The following is a 19297-nucleotide window of genomic DNA, read 5'->3' on the forward strand; positions in this document are numbered from 1 at the left end:
CGAAGGTATTTTTGAAATTTCCATTTCGTATGCCATATATTTTCAGCATGAATATTTCGAACTTCGACCTGAACCTGCTGCGCGTCTTCGACATGTTGCTGCGTGAACAGAATGTATCCCGGGCAGCCGAGCGTCTGGCCCTGACCCAGCCGACCGTGAGCAATGCCCTGGCGCGCCTGCGTGACCAGCTGGGTGACCCGCTGCTGGTCCGCGTGGGCCGGCGCATGCGCCCGACGCCACGGGCCTTGGCACTGGAGGGGCCGATACGTGCGGCGTTACAGCAGATCGAGCAGACGCTGGGCACCGGCGATGGTTTCGAGCCTCAGCGCAGCCATCGCCAGCTGCGCATCGCCCTCACCGATTTCGTCGAACAGCTGTGCATGCCGCCACTCCTGGCGCGGCTGGAGCTACTGGCACCCAACGTGCGCATCGACGTGGTGCACCTGGCCCCCAACCTGCCGGCCGAGGCGCTGGACCGGGGCGACCTCGACCTGGTACTGGGCCGTTTCGACGAGGTGCCGGCGCGCTTCACCCGCCACCCCTGGCGCCGTGAAACCCTGCAGATCGCGCTGCGCCAGCAGCACCCGCACCTGGCGCCGGGCCAGGCACTGGACCTCGACGCATTCCTGGGCTTGCGGCACATCTGGGTGCACGGCGGCCAGACCCGGGGCATGGTCGACCAGTGGCTGGCCGAGCAAGGCCTGACCCGGCAAATCGCCTATACCACGCCCAACTACCTGCAGGCCGCCCATCTGGCCGCAGCCACCGACATGTGTGTGGTGCTGCCGCGGCAACTGGCGCAGCAGTTTGCGCACCTGCTGCCATTGGCGGTGCACGAACTGCCATTTGCCCTGGAGCCTTTCGAATTGGAAGTGGTGCACCTGAGCCACCGTCAGCACGACCCCGCCCTGGCCTGGCTGGTCGAACAGATCCTCACGCTCCCCCCCGCCTGAAGCCATCAGGAAACGCGATAGCGGCCATGCCGCTCTGGTATTGGCTGGTGCGCAAGCCCCTCCCCTAGAGTGTTCTGCCCCAATAACAACAAGGACATCCCATGCGCTTTTCACTGTCGATGCTGGCGCTTGCCCTGCTGGCCCCCCTTCCGAGCCTGGCCGCAACAGCGGCCAAGGATGCCACCCCGGCCACTCAGGCCAGCAACCAGCAGTGGCTGCAACGGTTGCCCTTCGAGGATCGCGTCGATTACGAAACAGCCCGGCGTGGGCTGGTCGAGCGGTTCGACGGGCCAGTCGCGACGGCCGATGGCAAGACCGTGTGGAACCTGGCCCAGTATGCTTTTCTGGAACCGGCGCAATTCCCTGCCACGGTAAACCCGAGCTTGTGGCGCATCGCTCAGTTGAACAACATCGCCGGGCTGTTCAAGGTCACCGAGGGCATCTACCAGCTTCGCGGTCTGGACCTGGCCAACATGACCATCGTCGAAGGGAAGGACGGGCTGATTGTGCTTGACCCGCTGCTTGCCGTGGAGACCGCCAAGGCGGGCCTCGAACTTTACTTCAAGCACCGTCCGCGCAAGCCGGTCACCACGGTGATCTACACCCACCCGCACGTCGACCATTTCGGCGGCGTGCGCGGGGTGATCAACGAGGCGGACGTCAAGGCTGGCAAAGTCCAGGTCATCGCGCCCGAGGGGTTCTTCGAACATGCCATCGGCGAAAACGTGCTGGCCGGACCGGCCATGAAACGCCGCGCCCAGTACATGTACGGCGCCCCCCTGCCCCGTGGGTCGCGAGGCCAGGTGGATGCCGGACTGGGCAAGGGCGTGCCGGCCAATGCCACTGTCAGCCTCATCGCGCCGACGCTCGAAATCAGCCAACCGCTGCAACGCATGACCCTGAGCGGCGTGGAGGTGGAGTTCCAGCTGACCCCGGGCACCGAGGCGCCGGCGGAAATGAACATTTATTTCCCGGCGCTCAGGGCACTGTGCATGGCCGAGAACGCCACCCATGTGCAGCACAACGTACTGACGCTGCGCGGGGCCCTGGTGCGCGATCCGAAAGTGTGGGCCCATTACCTGGACCAATCGCTGGTGCGCTACGGCGAGCAGGCCGAGGTGGTGTTCGCCCAGCATCACTGGCCCACTTGGGGTGGTGCGGCCATCCGCGACTACCTGGCCGACCAGCGCGATATGTATGCCTTCATCGACAGCCAGACCTTGCGCCTGATCAATCAGGGCCAGACCCCCATGGAAATTGCCCAGACCCTGGCCAGCCTGCCGCCGCGCCTGGCAAGCAAATGGTACAGCCGCGACTACTACGGCTCGCTCAGCCATAACGTCAGGGCCGTCTATCAACGCTACATGGGGTTCTACGACGGCAACCCGGCCAACCTCGACCCATTGCCACCGCAAGCGGCCGGCAAGCGTTACGTGGCGGCGATGGGGGGTGCCGATCAGGTGCTGACCCAGGCCCGCCAGGCCTTCGCCGAGGGCGACTATCGCTGGGTGGCGCAATTGGTCAACCACCTGGTATTCGCCGAGCCAGACAACACCGAGGCCCGCGAACTGCAGGCCGACGCGCTGGAGCAACTGGGTTACCAGAGTGAGAACGCCACCTGGCGCAATGCCTACCTCAGTGGCGCGCAGGAATTGCGCTCAGGCGTTGCCGCCGGTGCGGGTAGCGGCGGCAACGCCGATGACATGGTGCGGGCCCTGACACCCAGCCTGTTTTTCGACTACCTGGGCGTGCGGGTGAATGCCTACAAGGCTGCCGATAGCAACCTGACCATCAACTGGCGGTTTTCCGACCTGGACGAAGACTACGCCCTCACCCTGCGCAACGGCGTCCTCACCCACCGCGACCTGGCGCGCCACGCCAAGGCCGATGTAGAGGTCATCATGCGCAAACAGACACTGGACAGCATTGCCTTGAAGCAGACAGGCTTTCTCAAGGAAGCCACAGCAGGGGCAATCGAAATCAAAGGCGAGCGGGTGAAGTTCCTGCAATTCATGGGGGGGCTGGAAGAGGCTGATTCGCGCTTCAGTATCGTCACGCCCTGAGCGGCAGCGGGCGGCGCCGGCACTGTGCTCAGCCGCCCTTCGCCAACCGGCACAAGCCTGCCAATGCCATGAGCCACACCACGCTACCCAGTGCCAGCACTCCCCACGGCGCAGGCTGGCCGCGTTCGGCCTGCAACATCGCCAGGCCCCGTTCGTAACGCCGCCCTTGGCGGGCCTGCAGCGCCAGCGCGGCCACGCCCGCCAATGCCAGCACGTACGCATCGCCCTGACGACAGGCCAACCCCGCCACCACCACCAGCGCCAGCACAGTGCGCCGCCAGGCCAACTCGGTGCGTTCTGCCTGCAGGCCCGGATCACCCATGCCAGCGTGGCCACAGGACGAGACCTGCCAGCAGTACAGCGACCAGGCAGCCCAGCGCCAACAAGGGCACCAGTGCCGGCAACGGCAACGGACGTCGCTGACGCAATGCCCGCTCTACCCGCAGCCAGCGCAGGCAGGCGCCAGCGCTCAGCAATGCACTCAGCAGCATCAGGCCAGCGACCAGCCACAGCCGCAGGGGTGTCTCGAGGACGTGGCCGGCGAAAGTTTCGATGGCGATTGCGCCACCCAGCAGCGCCAGCGCGGTCCGGACCCAGGCCAGGAAGGTACGTTCGTTGGCCAGCGTGAAGCGCGGATCAGGCGCCTCACCCTGCCCCAACAGCCGCCGCGACCAGTCAGGCCGTGGTTCAGGCACGCCCATCAGCGCACACCAAAGCTGCGCAGGGCGCCGGGCGAGAAGTACGAAAGGCTGGTGCGCACATTGAAGGCAAAGGGCCGACGCTGCTCGTTGATCAAGCCCGATGCATGGTAGCGGCCGCTCTTGAGGTCGTAGGTGATCTCCATGGCGTTGACCGCCACCTGGCCGCTGGGGTGAAAGAAACCATGGGCCTGTGAGGTGCGCCACAGCTCGCCACGCGCGTCGTAGCTGTCTGTTTCGAGAATGGCCCAGGTGTCTTCATCCAGGTAGAACCGGCGCTTGGCATAGATATGCTGCGCCCCGGGCTTCAACGTCGCCTCCACGACCCATACCCGGTGCAGTTCGTAGCGGGTTGGTGCCGGGTCGATGTGGCCTGGCTTGATCAGGTCCGCATAGCGCAGCTCAGGCGATGCCAAGCGGTAGCTGTTGTAGGGCACGTGCAGCGTCTGCTTGCCCAGCAGCTTCCAGTCATACCGGTCAGGCGCGCCATTGAACATGTCGCGACTGTCGGCGGTCCGCAGGCCGGCGGTGCCAGGGCCAGTGGTGTCATAGGCGATGTTCGGCGCCCGTCGTACCCGCCGCTGGCTGGCGCTGTACACCCAGGACAAACGCGGTTCGGCGACCTGGTCCAGTGTCTCATGCACCACCATCGCATCGCCGGCAAGCCGCGAGGGCGCCGTCATGCGGTAGGTGAAGTAATAAAGTACATTGCCCGCCCCCAGGTTGGCCAAACCTTCGGGCCGGGCCACTTCCTGACGCGCGCTCATCAGCACGAAGCGGCCATTCTTCAGCGGCGTGACGCTGTCGGAGCTCAGGCTGTAACTCACGTTGCGATGCCGGGTCAGGTGGTTCCAGATCACCTCCAGGCCGTTGGTTGGCTGCGCAAAGGCGATAACGCCAGTGAAACCGCGCACACCGTTGCCCTGGTCATCCAGCTGCGCCTGCTCGGCGTTGCGGGCGGCCGATGCCGCGACCGCGTCGGGTACCGCAACACTGCGGTGGGTGGGATACACCGGCAAGCTCAGGCTGGCTGGGAAGCGTTTGAGCAAGGCCACCTGGCCGTCGGTAAGCTGACCTCGGTACTGCCGGTAGTTGGCGGCCGTGATCCGGTACAGAGGCTGCTCATCGGCAAACGGGTCCAGCGGCGTGCCGTTGTCGCCCAGGCGTTGCTGGGCTGTACTCAACCCACCTTGCCAGGCCGGTATGCGCCCGTCGGGGCTGGCAGCACGCTCGGCTCCCACCGGGGTCAGGTTGTCGGGCAGGCCGGCTGCTGCCAGCGTGCCACTCGCCCAGAACAGGCCAATCATCACCATGCGCATTTTCATTGTCATGCCCTCAGAAAGTGACGCCCAGGCTCAGCGAGATGAAGTCCCGGTCGCCGCGGGTGCCATAGTCGCCGTCGATAAAGTCGGTGTACGACACACTCAGGCTGTAGGTGCTGGCGAGCGTCGCATCCAACCCGACACTGATGGCCCTGGAGCCTTCGCTGAACGCCGACCCCTCCACCGGGCCGGTGCCGTGCACGTCATGTGCCCAGGACAGGTTCGGCCGCAGGTCGAAACCGGCAATCACGTTGGGGTAGGCCCAGGTGGCACGCAGCCGGTAGCCCCAGGAAAACGGGGTCATGAAGCCTTCGTCGTTGCAATGCTCAGGGGTTTTGGAAATGGCCACGCACACGCTGTTGTCCGCCAGTTCGCCGCTGTTGAACGTGCCCGAGCGCCCGTAACGGGGGCCATAGGCGCCCTCCAGACCGCCGACATAGGTGGCGCCCGCCTCGCCTATCAACAGCAACTGGTTGGCCCCCATCACCTGGCTGAAAGCGTGAACAGCGGTTACCTGCAACTGGGTCATCTCTTTACGGCGGTAGCCGTCGAACAACGTACTGGCGCTGTCTGGCCGCAGGCCGTCACCCAGCAAGGGCGAGCGGCCATCGACGTTCAACAGCGACTGGATGATGTCGGTACCGTTGAGCTGCATGGGCATGTTCGGCCGGTAGCTCAGCTCCCCCTGCAGCGCCGTGCCGGTGCGCAGGGTGGTGGAGAACGAAAGGCCGTAGAGGCGAATGTCCTCGGGGTATTGCACCCGGTACTGCGAGGTGCCCAGGCGTAGCGCGCCGACCAGCGACTGGCCTGCGCTGGAGCCCAGGAAAGCGGCACAGTCTGCAAGCCCGATAGCGAGGTTGGCGCACAACTGCGGGGCGAAACGGCGGTTGTCGAAATACGGGCTGCTGACCGTACCCAGGTAAGGCGTGCGGCTGTGGTAGTTCGCCGCGTAAGCGCCAAACTCGGTGTCCAGCGCCGCCACGTACCAGCGCAGCGAAACGCCCCACTGCCCGCTGTTGCGGGCATCCTGGTCGCTGCCGCGAGGTATGCGCACGCCTTCGCGGGTAAGGTTCACACCGAACGGCGCAAGCCCCGCCACGGCTGTGGGGTTGCCGAGCAATTTGGCGCCCACGTCGAGGCCATCGCACCCATCGGGCAAAAAGTCGTTGTTCGAAAAGAACGTGCCACAGTTGTCGAGCTGGGTCTGTTCCCAGTCCAGCTGATAGAAACCGTCGACCGACAGCGCTTCGGTGAGGTTCTGGGTGAAGTAGAACAGGTTCACCGGCACCAGCGCGTCCTTCACTTCCGAGCCGGGGCGGCGCAAGGCCGCCAGGTTGAAGGGGTTGATGACGTTCAGTCCGCCCTGGATGAAGGTGCTCTCACCCCAGTTGACCACCTGCTTGCCCAGCCTGAGCGAACCCGGTTGGCCGTCGATGTCGTACAGGTAGTAACCGAAGGCATCGAGCAGCTGGCTACCTGCGGTCTTGGCCGAGCGCTTGCGGTTGTTGTCCTCGACCTGCTTGAAGCGCTGATCGTGATCACGCAGGGCCGTGTCGTACCAGTAGGTACCGCGCAGGAACACCCCCAGGTTGTCGTGCTTGAGCTCCAGGTCATGGGTGCCTTTGAACACCGCTGAAAACACATCGCCAGAGGCAAAGTTCAGGCGGCCGTCATCGCTGTTGGCGCTGTTGTGCAGGGCCGGGTCAGGGTTGGCAGTCGCAATGCTGGTACCAAAGGAAAGCGCCGAGTCGAATTGCCCCTCAAGTTCACCCCAGTGAAACTGAGCGGCACCGGCAGACGCAGAAAAAAGTACTGATGAGGCAAGTACCGACAACGGTCCCGAGCGACCGAAAATACGAGATGCCATCACTCTTAACCTCTTATTGTGTTTATTAGAGAGTGAATTGCGAGTTAATGCTTAAGTACGGCGCAAAGGCCTGCAGGCAAGGGCTTGGGTAATTATTCGAACGTTTCTGTTATCCTCGTTTTGCTGCTTACCGATACTAAGTAGGCCACCGGGGCTGAACAAATAGCGTCTCCCGATGGTTGCCATATCACTTCGGCATAGCCTGAGAACCACAATGACTTTGAAACAGCTGCGTTATTTGATCGCCATTGTCGAAGCCGGCAGTTTTTCCAATGCCGCACGCCAGGCGTTCATCGCCCAACCGGCCTTGAGCCGACAGATAGGCCTGCTGGAGAGCGAACTGGAAATGCAACTGCTGGCGCGCCAGCATGACGGTATCGAACTGACCGATGCCGGGCGGCAGTTGTACGAAGTGGCCCGATCGGTCGTGCAGCAGCTCGATTCGGTGAAAGACGAGCTGAAATCCAGCCGCGGCAACCCCAAGGGGCACGTGGCCATCTCGATTCCCGCCACTGCCTCGGCACTGTTGTTGCCGGCCATCATTACCCAGGCCCAGGCACGCTTCCCGGGGATCAAGCTCACCGTTTGGGATGGCCTGAGCCGCGAAGGTGGCCAGGCGATTGAGCTGGGCAAGGTGGATTTCGGCGTGGTGCCCAACGCCGAAGAGCTTGTCCATGTGGTCGCCGAGCCCGTGTTTTCCGAAGACCTGTACTGGGTCGGCCTGCCTGGGCACGGGCCTGACGAGTCGCCCATCACCTTGGCTGAGGCCGCGGCGAGCCGCCTGGTTATGCCACCCCGTAGCCTGCACTTGCGCAGGCGCATCGAGCAGGCTGCCATGGAAACCGGTGTGACACTGGACTCCAGCTACGAACAGCAGTCGGCCCCCGGTATCACCAGCCTGGTCCGTGCTGGCCTGGCGGCCACCATCAGCAACTGGCCGCCGCTGCTGGATCTGGCCGCGCCTGCCAGCGCGCGGCTGATAGTGGAACCGCGCATCACCCGCACCATCGCCTTGGCCCACTCGCAGCACAAGCCGCTGTCGTTCGCCGCCGCCTGCATGCGCGATCTGGTGCGCGCACTGCTGGTGGATGCAGTGCGCAGCGAGCGCTGGAAAGGCACCTTGATCGAGCGCGAGGCCCTGGCGGAGCAGAGCCTCTGAGCGCTGTGAACATCACGCTTGGGCTGGCGCAGCCGTGCCCACCTGCACCAGACGTTGCCGGGTTTTCTGCGGGTCCATCCAGGCCAGCCCGATCAGCCCGGCAATCACCAGCACCGCGCCGCACACCAGAAAACCCTGGCCAAACCCTGCCGTGTGCCCGGCCCCGGCGCCCTGCACCAGCAAACCGGTGACCACCGGTGCCGACAGCCCGGCCAACGAGGCGATACCGTTGCCGATCGCCAGAATGCCGCCGCGCTGCCCGCTGGGCGTGAACTCCGCCAGCATGGCAGGCCCCACGGAGTACATCACCAGCGCCAGCCCGCCGCTGAACGTGAGGCTGACGATCCGCTCGACGTTGCTCAGACCGGGCAGAAACAATGCCGCCGACAGCAGCCCGCTGGCGATCAGGCACACGGAAACGAACGCACCGCGCGACCAGCGTGTGGCCAACCCGGCACGCATCATTCGCTGGGACAGCCAGGCCATGAACAGGCTCAGCGGCGTGGTAACCACCACGAACAGGACGAACACCTGGCCGGTCATGATCGGGTCGATACCCAGCCCGGTTTCCAGGTAGCTCGGTACCCAGGTCAGGGTCAATGCCAGGGACCAATTGGCGGCGAAGTGGCACAAGTAGTTGCCCAATACCGTGCGGTCACCGAGCAGTCGACGATAGGGAACAGGGGCCTGCCCTTCTTCAAGCTGGCCCGGGCGAATGCGGTCGAGGTTGCCCTCGCTGCCAAGCCGCCACCACAGCACGCACCACACCGCGCCGATCACCGCCAGCACGATGAAGTTCATGCGCCAGCCGTAGTGCACACTGATCCATGGGATCATGGCACCCGCTACCAGCAGCCCCAGCGCACTGCCGGTATGCAACAGCGCCACGGGAAGGTTGCGACGGTCATTGGGGAACCACTTGTACAAGGCATGTGTAGCCACCGGTGAGGCCGGTCCCTCGCCAATACCCAGCAGCACCCGGCAGGCGACGATCGCCCACAGCGAGCTGACGAACAACATGGGCAACTGGATAAGCGCCCAGAACGCGCCCATGCCCAGCAGCAGGGTGCGGGTTGGCCGGCGATTGGCCATGAAGCCGCCTATCACCGCCGAGATGGCGAAGAACCAGTGCAGTGCGCCCCCTACCAGGCCGAACTCGGCGGGGGACAAGCCCAGTTCCCTGGACATCGGCACCGCCACCAGGCCGATGACCACCTTGTCCAGGAAGTTCACCAGCATCAACAGCGCCAGCAGTACCGCAATCATCCAGGCCGTGCCTGCACGTGCGGGGGTGTCATTATGAGTCATGATGATCTCTCGTTATTGTTCTTGTCTGGAGAACCCGGCCACCACGGGCCGGGCATACCGCGTCATTGCTCAGGCATGAGCACGCCCTTGGCGATGGTGTTGCGCTGGATCTCGCTGGTTCCCGTGAGAATGCGCATCATACGTGTCGCACGGAATATCCACTCCACCGGGTTGCCACGCAGCAGCCCGGCACCGCCGTGTATCTGCACGGCGCGATCGGCGATGCGGAAGGCCGTCTCCGAAACGAACAGCTTGCACATCGGGGCCTGGGTGCGGATATTGCCGCCGGCGTCATTCACCGCTGCCGTGGCGTAGACCATGCTGCGTGCAGCATGCAGCTCGGTGGCCATGTCGGCGATCATATGGTTGATCGACTGGAACATGGCGATAGGCTGGCCGAACTGCTTGCGCGTGCGGGCATAGTCGATCGAGAGGTTCAGTGCCAGGCCGGCCAGCCCCAGCAAGGTGGGGCAATGCAGCAGGCGGTTGAGGGTGATACGCCCCATCGCCAGCTTGAAACCCTGCCCCTGCTCACCAATGCGATTGGCCGCCGGCACCCGAACGTCATCAAGCATGATGTCGCCATGCGCACCACCGCCGGACATGACCGAATAATCACTTTCAACCCTTACCCCCGGCGCGCTCAGGTCGACGAAGAATGCCGAAATCCCTTGGGCACCGCGTCCAGGATCCGTCACTGCAAGCAGCACCGCAATGTCGGCATAGGGCGCACCCGAAATGTAACGCTTGGCGCCGTTCAGCACATAGTGTTCACCTTCCCGCCGTGCGGAGGTCTTGATCGCCGTTGCATCAGAGCCGGCTTCGCTTTCAGTCAGGGCGAAGCACACGGCCTTTTCGGCACGGCACACCGGCTGCAGGAACGCCTCGATCTGGGTCGGGCTCGCCACCTTGAACAGATGGCCGATACGGGGCGGCCCGGAAAGCTCGCCGAGAATATGCGGCGCCAGCATCGAGCCGGTGAGCACCGTGGCTTCCTTGACCGCACACAGGTCTGACACGCTCAACCCGGCGCCACCTATCGCCTCGGGCAGCATGATGTTGTAGAAGCCCTGCTCGCACGAGCGCTGCCATACCTGCTGCAGCACCGCCCGCGGGTGCGGCTCTGCCCAACTGAGACCGGCTTGCTGTTCCAGGGGCAGGATTTCGTTGCGAACGAAGCCACTGATGGCCTCGATGATCTGCTGGGCCTTTTCGCTTGGCTGATACATGGTCGTTCCTCGTGTCAGATACGGCGTTCGCTGTTTTGCCAGTAGGCGTCACGGATCAACCGGCGCACCACCTTGCCGTTGGGGTTTTTCGGCAGCTCGCTGACGAAGTCCACGGCACGTGGTTTCTTGAAACCGGCCAGGGCCTGGGCGCAATGTTCGATGACGTCCTGCTCCTGCAGCGCCATGCCCGGCTTGAGCACGATCACCGCCCGCACCGCTTCGCCCCACTGCTCGTCAGGCACCCCCACCACCGCCGCCTCGAACACCTGCGGCATGCTGTAGAGCACCTGCTCGACCTCGCTGGGGTAAATGTTGAAACCACCGGAAATGATCATTTCTTTCTTGCGGTCGACGATGAACACATACCCCTGCTCATCCACCGTGGCCAGGTCGCCAGTCAGGTAGTAGCCGTCGCGCATCACCTCGGCGGTGAGGTGGGGTGCGCGCCAGTAGCCCTGCATGATGTCCGGGCCCTTGACTACGATTTCGCCCACCTCTCCCGGCTGGACGTCCTGGAAGTGGTCGTTCACCACGCGCAGGTCGGTTTCGAAGTAGCAACGCCCGCATGAGGCCAGGCGCCGGTAGTCGCCGCCCTCGCACAAATGGTCCTGTTCGGTCAGGACGGTTACCAGCGAGCAGGTCTCGCCAGCACCGTAACCCTGGGCCAGGATCGGCCCGAAGACCTCGATGGCCCGCTTCACCAGCGCTGGTGCCATCGGCGCGGCACCGTACATCACCAGGCGCAAGCTGCTCAGGTCGTAGCGCTCGACATCGGGGAAGTTGACCAGGCGATTGATCATGGCAGGCACCAGGAACAAGCGGGTTACGCCTTCGCGCTGGATGGTCTCGAGCAACAGCTGGTCGTCGTAGCGCTCCAGCAGCAGGTTGCAGGCACCGACCGCCAGCAGTGGCATCAGCTGCATGCCGCTGGCATGGGTGATAGGCCCGACGTGAGCCATGACATCGCCCGGGGCGGCGCGACGGGTAGGGCTGGCGAGGCTCTTGCGGATAAGCGCCTTGCGGTTGCCCACGCTGAGCATCGCAGCCTTGAGCACACCAGAGCTGCCAGAGGTGTAATGCAAAACGGCGAGGGCGTCGTCAGGCAGGTCGCAGCTGATTGGCTGGCTACTGCCTTGGGCCAGCAGTGCGGCATAGGTGATGTCACCGCCCCGCTCACCCAAGGTCACGATCAAGCGTAACGCAGGTACCTCCTGCCTGCGGGCCAGCAACGCCTGGGCGAGTTGCGCATCGGCGATCAGCGCGACACTGCAGGCGTCGTTGAGCACCTGAATCACTTCATCCGGTGCCAGGCGCGCATTGACCGGTACCTTGACCAGGCCGGCCTTGTAGAAAGCCACCTCTGCTTCCACCAGTTCGGCGCGGTTGGGCGCCAGGATGGCGACATGCTCGCCCGTGGCGATGCCCTGTGCCAGCAAGGCCGAGGCCAGCTGGTTGGCCCGTTGTTCGAGCTGAGCGAAGGTCAGCCGGGTGTGGCGGTCGATCACCGCCAGACGTTCAGGCCAGTATCTGGCACTTCGACTGGATAGGGTTCCAAGATTCACGTTGTTGTTCTCGTCGACGGTTAAGACCCGATCGATGCTAAACAGCGTGAAGCCGGGGCAAGTAATACCAGTTGCGTATGCACGCCATAACAGATTGCGCTGGCACTGATGGGTTGACGCCCTGAGGCAAGGATGACACATCGCTTGCATATGACACTTTGTGTCATTATGATCAACGCCGTGTCCTGGCGTCGCCTCCACGCCGATCAGCCATTCCTAGTCTCAACCCCCTGCAGGTACCGCCTATGACGACCACCATGCACACCCCCAAGGACCAGCTTGTCAAACTCGCCCAGCAACAGATGCTGACGGCGCTGACCGACAACACCTACACCGTGCGACAAAAACTCGCCCTCACCTGCCGTATCCTGTTCGACGGCGGCCACGACTCTGGCCTGGCCGGGCAGATCACTGCGCGTGCGCAGGAGCCTGGCACCTACTACACCCAACAACTGGGGCTTGGCTTCGACGAAATCGCCGCTTCCAACCTGCTGGTGGTGGACGAAGACCTGACGGTGCTGCAAGGCCATGGCATGGCCAACCCGGCCAACCGCTTCCACAGCTGGCTGTACCGCGCCCGCCCCGACGTCAACTGCATCATCCACACCCACCCGCTGCACAGCGCCGCCTTGTCGATGCTGGAAGTTCCGCTGGCCATCTCGCACATGGACCTGTGCCCCCTGTTCGACGACTGTGCATTCCTCAAGGAATGGCCCGGTGTACCGGTGGGCAACGAAGAAGGCGAAATCATCGCGAACGCGATTGGCGACAAGCGCGCAATCCTGCTTTCCCATCATGGCCTGCTGATCGCTGGGCGTTCGATCGAGGAAGCCTGCGTGCTCGCTCTGCTGTTCGAGCGCGCAGCAAAGATGCAACTGCTGGCCATGGGCGCCGGTGACATCCGCCCCATCCCCGAAGCACTGGGCAAAGAGGCCCACGACTGGATTTCCACCCCCAAACGTCACGGTGCTGCCTTCAGCTACTACGCGCGCCGTGCCTTGCGTGCCCATGGCGACTGCCTGGGCTGATCGAAGCTGTACTCTTTCCTCAACAACGGCAAAGGTGCCTGGTCATGTCTACACCTGTAATTCGCGGCGTTATCGGCTACACCATCACTCCCTTCACGGCAGACGGCACACTCGACCTGGATGCCTTGGGCACGTCCATCGATAGCCTGATTGCAGGCGGCGTGCACGCCATCGCGCCGCTGGGCAGCACCGGCGAAGGGGCTTACCTGTCCGACAGCGAATGGGAAACCGTGGTGCGCTTCAGCCAGGCACGCATTGCCGGGCGCGTACCCAGCGTGGTCAGCGTCTCCGACCTGACCACCGCCCGCACCGTGCAGCGTGCCCGCCTGGCACAGGCCTGCGGTGCTACGGCAGTAATGGTGCTGCCCATCTCTTACTGGAAGCTCACCGAAGCCGAAGTGGTCGCCCACTACAAGGCGGTCGGCGCCGCCATCGACATTCCGATCATGCTCTACAACAACCCGGGCACCAGCGGCACCGACCTGTCGGTGGAGCTGATCCTGCGTATCCTCGGCGAGGTGCCCAATGTGACCATGGTCAAGGAAAGCACCGGTGACATCCAGCGCATGCACCGCCTGTTCACGGCTACAGATGGGCAGGTGGCGTTCTACAACGGTTGCAACCCGCTGACCCTGGAAGCCTTGGTGGCCGGCGCCACGGGCTGGTGTACCGCCGCGCCCAACCTGATCCCGGCACTCAACCTGGCGCTGTGGGACGCCGTACAACAAGGCGATCTGGCCGAAGCCCGTGCGTTGTTCTACCGCCAGTACGAGCTGCTGGAGTACATCACCCGCCGTGGCCTGCCGACCACCATCAAGGCCGGCCTGAAAATGCTCGGCCAGGATGTCGGCGCCCCACGCCTGCCCCTGCAGCCGCTGGATGCGCAAGGCAGCAACCACCTGAAAAACCTGCTGGTGGCGCTGACCAACTGATGCACAAACCTGCCCGGCAGCCTGTCGCTGTCGGGCAGTCTTTTTCTTCAGGAACAGCCTTGGGCTGCGAAAGGGCCAATGACGCTGCAGTCGGATTACCCCTTCGCCGCACAAAACTGCTCCTCATCTGACCATTACCAGAGGCAACCATGGACGCGCCTGCTCAAAGCTCTGCAACCCCGCTCAGGCTGACAGACATCCTTCACCCGGTGATTGCCGGACTCGTTTCGGTGATCGTCAACTACGGCGGCACGTTCATCCTGGTGTTCCAGGCGGCCAAAGTGGCCGGGCTGAGCCCGGAGCTGACGTCATCGTGGGTCTGGGCGGTGTCGATCGGCGTCGGCCTCAGCGGCCTGGCATTGTCCTGGTACAGCCGCGAGCCGGTCATCACAGCCTGGTCCACGCCAGCCGCCGCGTTCCTGGTCACCGCCCTGGCCAGCGTGCCCTACAGCGAGGCCATAGGTGCCTACCTGCTGTCGGCCGCCGGCTTCGTGGTGCTGGGGCTGAGCGGGTGCTTCGAGCGGCTGGTGCGCGTCGTGCCCGGCGGCATTGCCGCCGGCCTGCTGGCCGGCATCCTGCTGCAGTTCGGCATCGGTGCCTTTGCCAGCCTGTCGGTCGACCCCACCCTCGCCGGGTTGCTGATTGCAGCGTATGTGGCCTTCAAACGCTTCACCGCCCGTTACGCCGTGGTCGCCATACTGCTGCTGGGCCTGGGGTACCTGTTGCTGCAGGGGCAAGTGGGCCTGACCACGTTGCGGCTGGAATTTGCCTCACCGGTTTTCACCGCGCCCACCTTCTCCCTCAACGCGGCCCTCAGCGTGGCCCTGCCCTTGTTCCTGATCACCCTCACCGGCCAGTACATGCCCGGCATGCTGGTGCTGCGCAACGATGGATTCAAGACCAGCGCCAACCCGATTGTCGCCGTCACCGGCATGGGTTCGTTGCTGATGGCGCCCTTCGGTTCACACGCGTTCAACATCGCGGCCATCACCGCGGCCATCTGCACCGGCAAGGAAGCCCATGAAAACCCGGACAAGCGCTGGGTGGCGGGTATCGCCGCCGGTGTCTGTTACATCCTCGTCGGGGTGTTCGGGGTCACGCTGGCGAGTGTCTTCATGGCCCTGCCGGGCACCTTTATCACCACCCTGGCGGGCCTTGCCCTGCTGGGCACCATCGGCGCCAGCCTGGCCAGCGCCCTGGCCGATGCCCGTTCACGCGAGTCAGCACTGATCACCTTCCTGGCGGCGGCGGCCAACATCAGCCTGTTGGGTATTGGCGGGGCTTTCTGGGGCCTGGTCATTGGTCTGCTGGCCCACGTTGTCCTGAACGGTCGCCTGCCCGGTTTGCGCGGCGCCTCCCGCTAAGCGAGCTTTCCACCACCTTGCCGTGCGCCAGGGGCGCACGCTGCTCAACAGGTATCGACATGCCCCACGCTGGCCCCAAGCTGCTGACCCAAATTGCTGCCGTGCACTTCGTCAGCCATGTGCACATCATGCTGATCCCGGCGCTACTGCCCGTGCTGCCCGGCCTGCTGGGCGTAGGCTTCGTAGAGCTGGGCGTAGCCCTGGCGGTGTTCAACATCGTCTCCGCGCTGGTACAGGCCCCGCTGGGTTATGCCGTCGACCACTATGGCGCACGTAAAGTGCTCAAGGCCGGGCTGTTGCTGGGCAGCCTCAGCTTCGTGCTGCTGGCGGCCAGCCCCGGGTATGCGGTATTGCTGGTGGCGATGGCCATGGCTGGCCTGGCCAATGGTGTGTACCACCCGGCCGACTATGCGCTGCTGGCCAACGGCATCGAGCCCGCACGCCTGGGGCGGTCGTTCTCTATACATACCTTTGCCGGTTTCCTCGGTTCGGCCGTTACCCCAGCCGTATTTCTCGGCATCGCCGCAGCGTTCGGCACGCGGGCAGCCCTGGCGGCGGGCGCGGTATTCGGGGTGGCCGCGCTACTGCTGATATCGATACCCGGCAGTGGCGTGTACCGGGTCGCCAGGCCTGCCAACCCACAAGGCGCAGGCCCGGCCGCAGCAACAGGCCGGGCACGCTTGTTCACCCCCATGATCGGCGTGCTGACAGTGCTGTTCATCCTGCTCAACCTGAGCACCAGCGCCATCGAGAAGTTCTCCGTAGCCGCCCTGGTCCAGGGCCAAGGCCTGACACTGGCCTGGGCCAACGCCGCGCTCACCGCTTTCCTGCTGAGCAGCGCAGCCGGCGTGCTGTGCGGAGGCGCTTTGGCCGACCGTACCCGGCGCCATGGCCTGGTGGCGGCACTGGCCTTCGCGCTGGCGGCTGCGCTGACTGCACTGGTGGCGCTGGGGCTGCTGCAGGGCTGGGCATTGGTGGTCGTACTGGGTGCCATCGGCTTGCTCACCGGGGTCATCGCCCCATCACGGGACATGCTGGTCAAGGCGGCAGCGCCACCCGGGGCCGAGGGCAAAACCTTCGGCCTGGTGTCGACCGGGTTCAACGTCGGCGGTGCCATCGGGCCGGTGGCGTTCGGCTGGATGCTCGATCAGCGCCTGCCCAACGGGATTTTCGTCGCATCGGTGGTGTTCATGCTGCTGACGGTGCTGCTGACCCTGGCACAGGAGATGTATTCAGCCAGAAGGCGCGCGACTGAACAGCTGGCGCGCGCCCTGTAGGCCCGGTGCAACATTGCCAGGCCAGGATCAGTCATTCATTGCGCCGGGTTGGCATGCACCACGCGCCCGCCTGCCCCCGGCCGATTGACGAACAGCACATCAAGCACACTGTTGCGCAAGCCCTTCAGGGCGTTCCAGTTCGCTGACGCATGCACGTATCTGTCGCGCAGCAGCCGCTGTTCTTCCTCGCTCAACCCCACCTGGCCAGTTTCCCCCAAGGCGAACGCATGCAATTTGCGGCTGATGCCCGACAACTCATCCGGCAGCCGATGCTCAGCCTGCGCCCCCAACGGCGCAAAGGGCACGCCAGCGCGCACCGCCAACGCCCGCATCACGCTCAAGTACACCCGGGACAAGTGCCCCGCCACGTGCCGCTCCCGGTACACCGCCGCATAGACCTGCTTTTGCGCCTCGTCCCGCCGCCCACCGGCAATCGGCTCCTCCCAGGTCATCACGCGCGGCCTGGGTTCGCCCATATCGGCAAACGCCGAAGCCAGCAAGGCACTCACCTTGGCATGTACGCGACACTGCTCGACACGCGTGCCTACAGGCACGCACTGGGACTGCGGCTTGCACAGCAACACCTGCTCCAGAAGGGTCTCCGGGTAACCACCCCCAATATTCGAGTGCACGCCCGGCAGCACGATGTCGTGGCCACTGCGCACCAGCGGGAAGTTATGCCGCCGCTCGTCCTCGGCCACCAGCTGCACCACGTGCCGGGCAATATCCGCACCCAGGCCCAGGCGCAGGCCACCGTGGCGGCCGTCTGCAGGGTCGAAGTCACCCTGTAAGGGCGCAATGATCGCCGCCACGGTGTCGAACAGGCCGATAAAGTTGATTGAGGTTTCGCACGCCACCGACAACAGCCCGCCCGCGTCATCGTGCAGCAGGTTGGCCAGATGCCGCACCGCTGCCGCGCCGCGGCTGAAACCGAAAAGATCGAACTCGACCCCTTCCAGCGTCGCCTGCGGATGCGCCTGGCGCCATGCCCGCAGTTGCTCGGCCATTCCCTGCAACGCCTCGACAACCCGGGCCTCTGCCCCTGTGCGCCCATGCCCGGTGGCCGAGGCGTAGACATGGTCGGCTTCACCCGCCAGCGTGCCCACGCCTTCCACATAGCGCTTCAAGAACGCCTGCGGCCCGTCGGCACAGGCCGCATCAGCCGGATACAACGCATGCAACAGGGCCACATTGCTCAAGGCGTTGCCATAGCTTCCGCCCTTGTCACCCTGCTCACCCTCCGCCGTGGCATTGTGCAGGTTGTTTCCGGTGCCATCGAAGAACACGCCAAAACGCAGGGTGACCGGCGTAAGGTTTGCCGTGCTGGCGCTGCTCATTTTCATCATCGTGTCTCCTGCTTGTCCGAAAAGCACAAGCAGGCGCCAGCACGCCGTCACGGACCATCAGGCAAAGGCCAGCCATGCGTGGGACATTTCTTTGCCCGCAGGCCCGTCTGCAACGATAAATTTACCCGCCGCCATTGGTGGTCGCCCCCCCGGATAGATTAAAGTATCCCCCCTTGCCAAGGCTGCTGCCTCGCGCCGCCTCAGGCCCCCTACCAGGAACCGTCGCCGATGGAACACCGTGAAGCGCTGATCGCGCTGCGCACTTTTCTTTCTACCCAGATCCTAGGCCAGGAGAAACTGGTCGAACGGCTGTTGATCGTGCTGCTGGCCGACGGCCACATGCTGGTCGAAGGGGCACCGGGCCTGGCCAAGACCAAAGCCATCAAAGAACTCGCAGAAGGCATCGAAGCGCAGTTCCATCGCATCCAGTTCACCCCCGACCTGCTCCCGGCCGACATCACCGGCACGGAGATTTACCGCCCGGAAACCGGCAGCTTCGTGTTCCAGCAGGGGCCTATCTTCCATAACCTGGTGCTGGCCGACGAAATCAACCGCGCACCGGCCAAGGTTCAGTCGGCACTGCTCGAAGCCATGGCCGAGCGCCAGGTCAGCGTGGGCCGCAGCACCTACGACCTGTCGCCGCTGTTTCTGGTCATGGCCACGCAAAACCCGATCGAGCAGGAAGGCACCTACCCGCTGCCCGAAGCCCAGCTCGACCGCTTCCTGATGCATGTAAAAATCGGCTTCCCCGACGCCGCCGTAGAGCGGCGCATCCTGGCGCAGGCCCGGGGTGAAGCCCTGGGCGGCGAGACCAAGCCTGAACGCCGGGTCAGCCAACAGGCCATCTTCGCCGCGCGCAAGGAAATCCTTGGCCTGTACATGGCCGACGCAGTGGAGGAATACCTGGTGCAGCTGGTCATGGCCACCCGCACCCCGGCCAAGTTCGACACCGAGCTGGCCGACTGGATCGCCTACGGCGCCAGCCCGCGTGGCTCCATCTCGCTGGACCGCTGCGCGCGTGCCCATGCCTGGCTGGCCGGGCGCGACTTCGTCAGCCCCGAAGACATCCAGGCCGTGCTGTTCGACGTACTGCGCCACCGCATCATCCTCTCGTTCGAGGCCGAGGCGGCAGGGATCGACCAGGACCGCGTGGTCCAGCGCATCCTCGACGTCGTCGCCGTTGCCTGAA

Annotated in this window: 16 protein-coding genes; 8 read left to right on the plus strand and 8 right to left on the minus strand. The window is 64.4% G+C overall.

Going from position 1 to position 19297, the window contains the following annotated elements:
* Positions 1 to 29: 29 nt before the first annotated feature.
* Entirely contained in the window at positions 30 to 953 is a 924-nt protein-coding gene (locus ACF8O8_RS15645; RefSeq protein WP_010953052.1) for a LysR family transcriptional regulator, read from the plus strand.
* Positions 954 to 1054: 101 nt separating this feature from the next.
* Entirely contained in the window at positions 1055 to 3016 is a 1962-nt protein-coding gene (locus ACF8O8_RS15650) for an alkyl/aryl-sulfatase (protein WP_392509955.1), read from the plus strand.
* Between the two features lie 28 nt (positions 3017 to 3044).
* Here ACF8O8_RS15650 and ACF8O8_RS15655 read toward each other — a convergent pair whose 3' ends face one another.
* Genes ACF8O8_RS15655 through ACF8O8_RS15670 form a run of 4 tightly spaced genes read right to left on the minus strand, consistent with a single transcriptional unit; the run spans position 3045 to position 6903 of the window.
* Positions 3045 to 3338 carry a DUF202 domain-containing protein gene (locus ACF8O8_RS15655; RefSeq protein ID WP_392509956.1) on the minus strand — a complete coding sequence of 98 codons (294 nt, stop codon included), beginning with the start codon at positions 3336 to 3338 and terminating at the stop codon, positions 3045 to 3047.
* Positions 3331 to 3717 carry a YidH family protein gene (locus ACF8O8_RS15660; RefSeq protein WP_020191763.1) on the minus strand — a complete coding sequence of 129 codons (387 nt, stop codon included), beginning with the start codon at positions 3715 to 3717 and terminating at the stop codon, positions 3331 to 3333. Before ACF8O8_RS15660 ends, ACF8O8_RS15655 begins: the two co-directional genes overlap by 8 nt.
* Positions 3717 to 5027 (minus strand): DUF1329 domain-containing protein, encoded by a 1311-nt coding sequence (locus ACF8O8_RS15665; RefSeq protein ID WP_392509978.1) that lies wholly within the window; start codon positions 5025 to 5027, stop codon positions 3717 to 3719. Before ACF8O8_RS15665 ends, ACF8O8_RS15660 begins: the two co-directional genes overlap by 1 nt.
* Positions 5028 to 5049: 22 nt before the next feature.
* Positions 5050 to 6903 (minus strand): DUF1302 domain-containing protein, encoded by a 1854-nt coding sequence (locus tag ACF8O8_RS15670; RefSeq protein WP_392509957.1) that lies wholly within the window; start codon positions 6901 to 6903, stop codon positions 5050 to 5052.
* Between the two features lie 214 nt (positions 6904 to 7117).
* Between ACF8O8_RS15670 and ACF8O8_RS15675 the strand changes: the two genes are divergently transcribed.
* The gene (locus tag ACF8O8_RS15675; RefSeq protein ID WP_003247253.1) at positions 7118 to 8062 is read left to right on the plus strand and encodes a LysR family transcriptional regulator; all 945 of its coding nucleotides are present in this window, start codon (positions 7118 to 7120) and stop codon (positions 8060 to 8062) included.
* 12 nt (positions 8063 to 8074) lie between these two features.
* Here ACF8O8_RS15675 and ACF8O8_RS15680 read toward each other — a convergent pair whose 3' ends face one another.
* The 3 genes from ACF8O8_RS15680 to ACF8O8_RS15690 all read right to left on the minus strand — a co-directional run bounded on the left by ACF8O8_RS15680 (position 8075) and on the right by ACF8O8_RS15690 (position 12161).
* Positions 8075 to 9328, minus strand: a complete 1254-nt coding sequence (locus ACF8O8_RS15680) for an MFS transporter (RefSeq protein WP_049586654.1) — start codon at positions 9326 to 9328, stop codon at positions 8075 to 8077.
* 104 nt (positions 9329 to 9432) lie between these two features.
* Complete coding sequence (locus ACF8O8_RS15685) at positions 9433 to 10599, minus strand: acyl-CoA dehydrogenase family protein (RefSeq protein WP_010953046.1); 1167 nt, start codon at positions 10597 to 10599, stop codon at positions 9433 to 9435.
* Between the two features lie 14 nt (positions 10600 to 10613).
* Positions 10614 to 12161: an AMP-binding protein gene (locus tag ACF8O8_RS15690; protein ID WP_033725201.1), complete on the minus strand. Its 1548-nt coding sequence runs from the start codon at positions 12159 to 12161 to the stop codon at positions 10614 to 10616.
* A 245-nt stretch (positions 12162 to 12406) separates the two neighbouring features.
* On the opposite strand from ACF8O8_RS15690, the gene ACF8O8_RS15695 reads away from it, so the two are divergent.
* The 4 genes from ACF8O8_RS15695 to ACF8O8_RS15710 all read left to right on the plus strand — a co-directional run bounded on the left by ACF8O8_RS15695 (position 12407) and on the right by ACF8O8_RS15710 (position 16762).
* Positions 12407 to 13189 carry an aldolase gene (locus ACF8O8_RS15695; RefSeq protein WP_003247249.1) on the plus strand — a complete coding sequence of 261 codons (783 nt, stop codon included), beginning with the start codon at positions 12407 to 12409 and terminating at the stop codon, positions 13187 to 13189.
* Between the two features lie 44 nt (positions 13190 to 13233).
* Entirely contained in the window at positions 13234 to 14121 is an 888-nt protein-coding gene (locus ACF8O8_RS15700) for a dihydrodipicolinate synthase family protein (protein ID WP_392509958.1), read from the plus strand.
* A gap of 149 nt (positions 14122 to 14270) precedes the next feature.
* Positions 14271 to 15485, plus strand: a complete 1215-nt coding sequence (locus ACF8O8_RS15705) for a benzoate/H(+) symporter BenE family transporter (RefSeq protein WP_014591859.1) — start codon at positions 14271 to 14273, stop codon at positions 15483 to 15485.
* Positions 15486 to 15544: 59 nt separating this feature from the next.
* Positions 15545 to 16762: an MFS transporter gene (locus ACF8O8_RS15710; protein WP_392509959.1), complete on the plus strand. Its 1218-nt coding sequence runs from the start codon at positions 15545 to 15547 to the stop codon at positions 16760 to 16762.
* Between the two features lie 35 nt (positions 16763 to 16797).
* Here the strand turns inward: ACF8O8_RS15710 and ACF8O8_RS15715 are convergent, their stop codons facing one another.
* The gene (locus ACF8O8_RS15715; RefSeq protein ID WP_392509960.1) at positions 16798 to 18108 is read right to left on the minus strand and encodes a T6SS phospholipase effector Tle1-like catalytic domain-containing protein; all 1311 of its coding nucleotides are present in this window, start codon (positions 18106 to 18108) and stop codon (positions 16798 to 16800) included.
* Positions 18109 to 18336: 228 nt separating this feature from the next.
* Here ACF8O8_RS15715 and ACF8O8_RS15720 point away from each other — a divergent pair, with 228 nt between their 5' ends.
* Positions 18337 to 19296 (plus strand): MoxR family ATPase, encoded by a 960-nt coding sequence (locus ACF8O8_RS15720; protein WP_003247242.1) that lies wholly within the window; start codon positions 18337 to 18339, stop codon positions 19294 to 19296.
* Position 19297: the final 1 nt, after the last annotated feature.

It is taken from the genome of Pseudomonas sp. TYF_14 (assembly GCF_043105275.1).
Lineage (GTDB): Bacteria > Pseudomonadota > Gammaproteobacteria > Pseudomonadales > Pseudomonadaceae > Aquipseudomonas > Aquipseudomonas alloputida.

Bases quoted from the DNA above. Each gene is read 5' to 3' on its own strand.
- ACF8O8_RS15645 (WP_010953052.1), top strand. From the start codon at position 30: ATGCCATATATTTTCAGCATGAATATTTCGAACTTCGACCTGAACCTG.
- ACF8O8_RS15650 (WP_392509955.1), top strand. From the start codon at position 1,055: ATGCGCTTTTCACTGTCGATGCTGGCGCTTGCCCTGCTGGCCCCCCTT.
- ACF8O8_RS15655 (WP_392509956.1), bottom strand. From the start codon at position 3,338: ATGGGTGATCCGGGCCTGCAGGCAGAACGCACCGAGTTGGCCTGGCGG.
- ACF8O8_RS15660 (WP_020191763.1), bottom strand. From the start codon at position 3,717: ATGGGCGTGCCTGAACCACGGCCTGACTGGTCGCGGCGGCTGTTGGGG.
- ACF8O8_RS15665 (WP_392509978.1), bottom strand. From the start codon at position 5,027: ATGGTGATGATTGGCCTGTTCTGGGCGAGTGGCACGCTGGCAGCAGCC.
- ACF8O8_RS15670 (WP_392509957.1), bottom strand. From the start codon at position 6,903: ATGGCATCTCGTATTTTCGGTCGCTCGGGACCGTTGTCGGTACTTGCC.
- ACF8O8_RS15675 (WP_003247253.1), top strand. From the start codon at position 7,118: ATGACTTTGAAACAGCTGCGTTATTTGATCGCCATTGTCGAAGCCGGC.
- ACF8O8_RS15680 (WP_049586654.1), bottom strand. From the start codon at position 9,328: ATGATTGCGGTACTGCTGGCGCTGTTGATGCTGGTGAACTTCCTGGAC.
- ACF8O8_RS15685 (WP_010953046.1), bottom strand. From the start codon at position 10,599: ATGTATCAGCCAAGCGAAAAGGCCCAGCAGATCATCGAGGCCATCAGT.
- ACF8O8_RS15695 (WP_003247249.1), top strand. From the start codon at position 12,407: ATGACGACCACCATGCACACCCCCAAGGACCAGCTTGTCAAACTCGCC.
- ACF8O8_RS15700 (WP_392509958.1), top strand. From the start codon at position 13,234: ATGTCTACACCTGTAATTCGCGGCGTTATCGGCTACACCATCACTCCC.
- ACF8O8_RS15705 (WP_014591859.1), top strand. From the start codon at position 14,271: ATGGACGCGCCTGCTCAAAGCTCTGCAACCCCGCTCAGGCTGACAGAC.
- ACF8O8_RS15710 (WP_392509959.1), top strand. From the start codon at position 15,545: ATGCCCCACGCTGGCCCCAAGCTGCTGACCCAAATTGCTGCCGTGCAC.
- ACF8O8_RS15715 (WP_392509960.1), bottom strand. From the start codon at position 18,108: ATGATGAAAATGAGCAGCGCCAGCACGGCAAACCTTACGCCGGTCACC.
- ACF8O8_RS15720 (WP_003247242.1), top strand. From the start codon at position 18,337: ATGGAACACCGTGAAGCGCTGATCGCGCTGCGCACTTTTCTTTCTACC.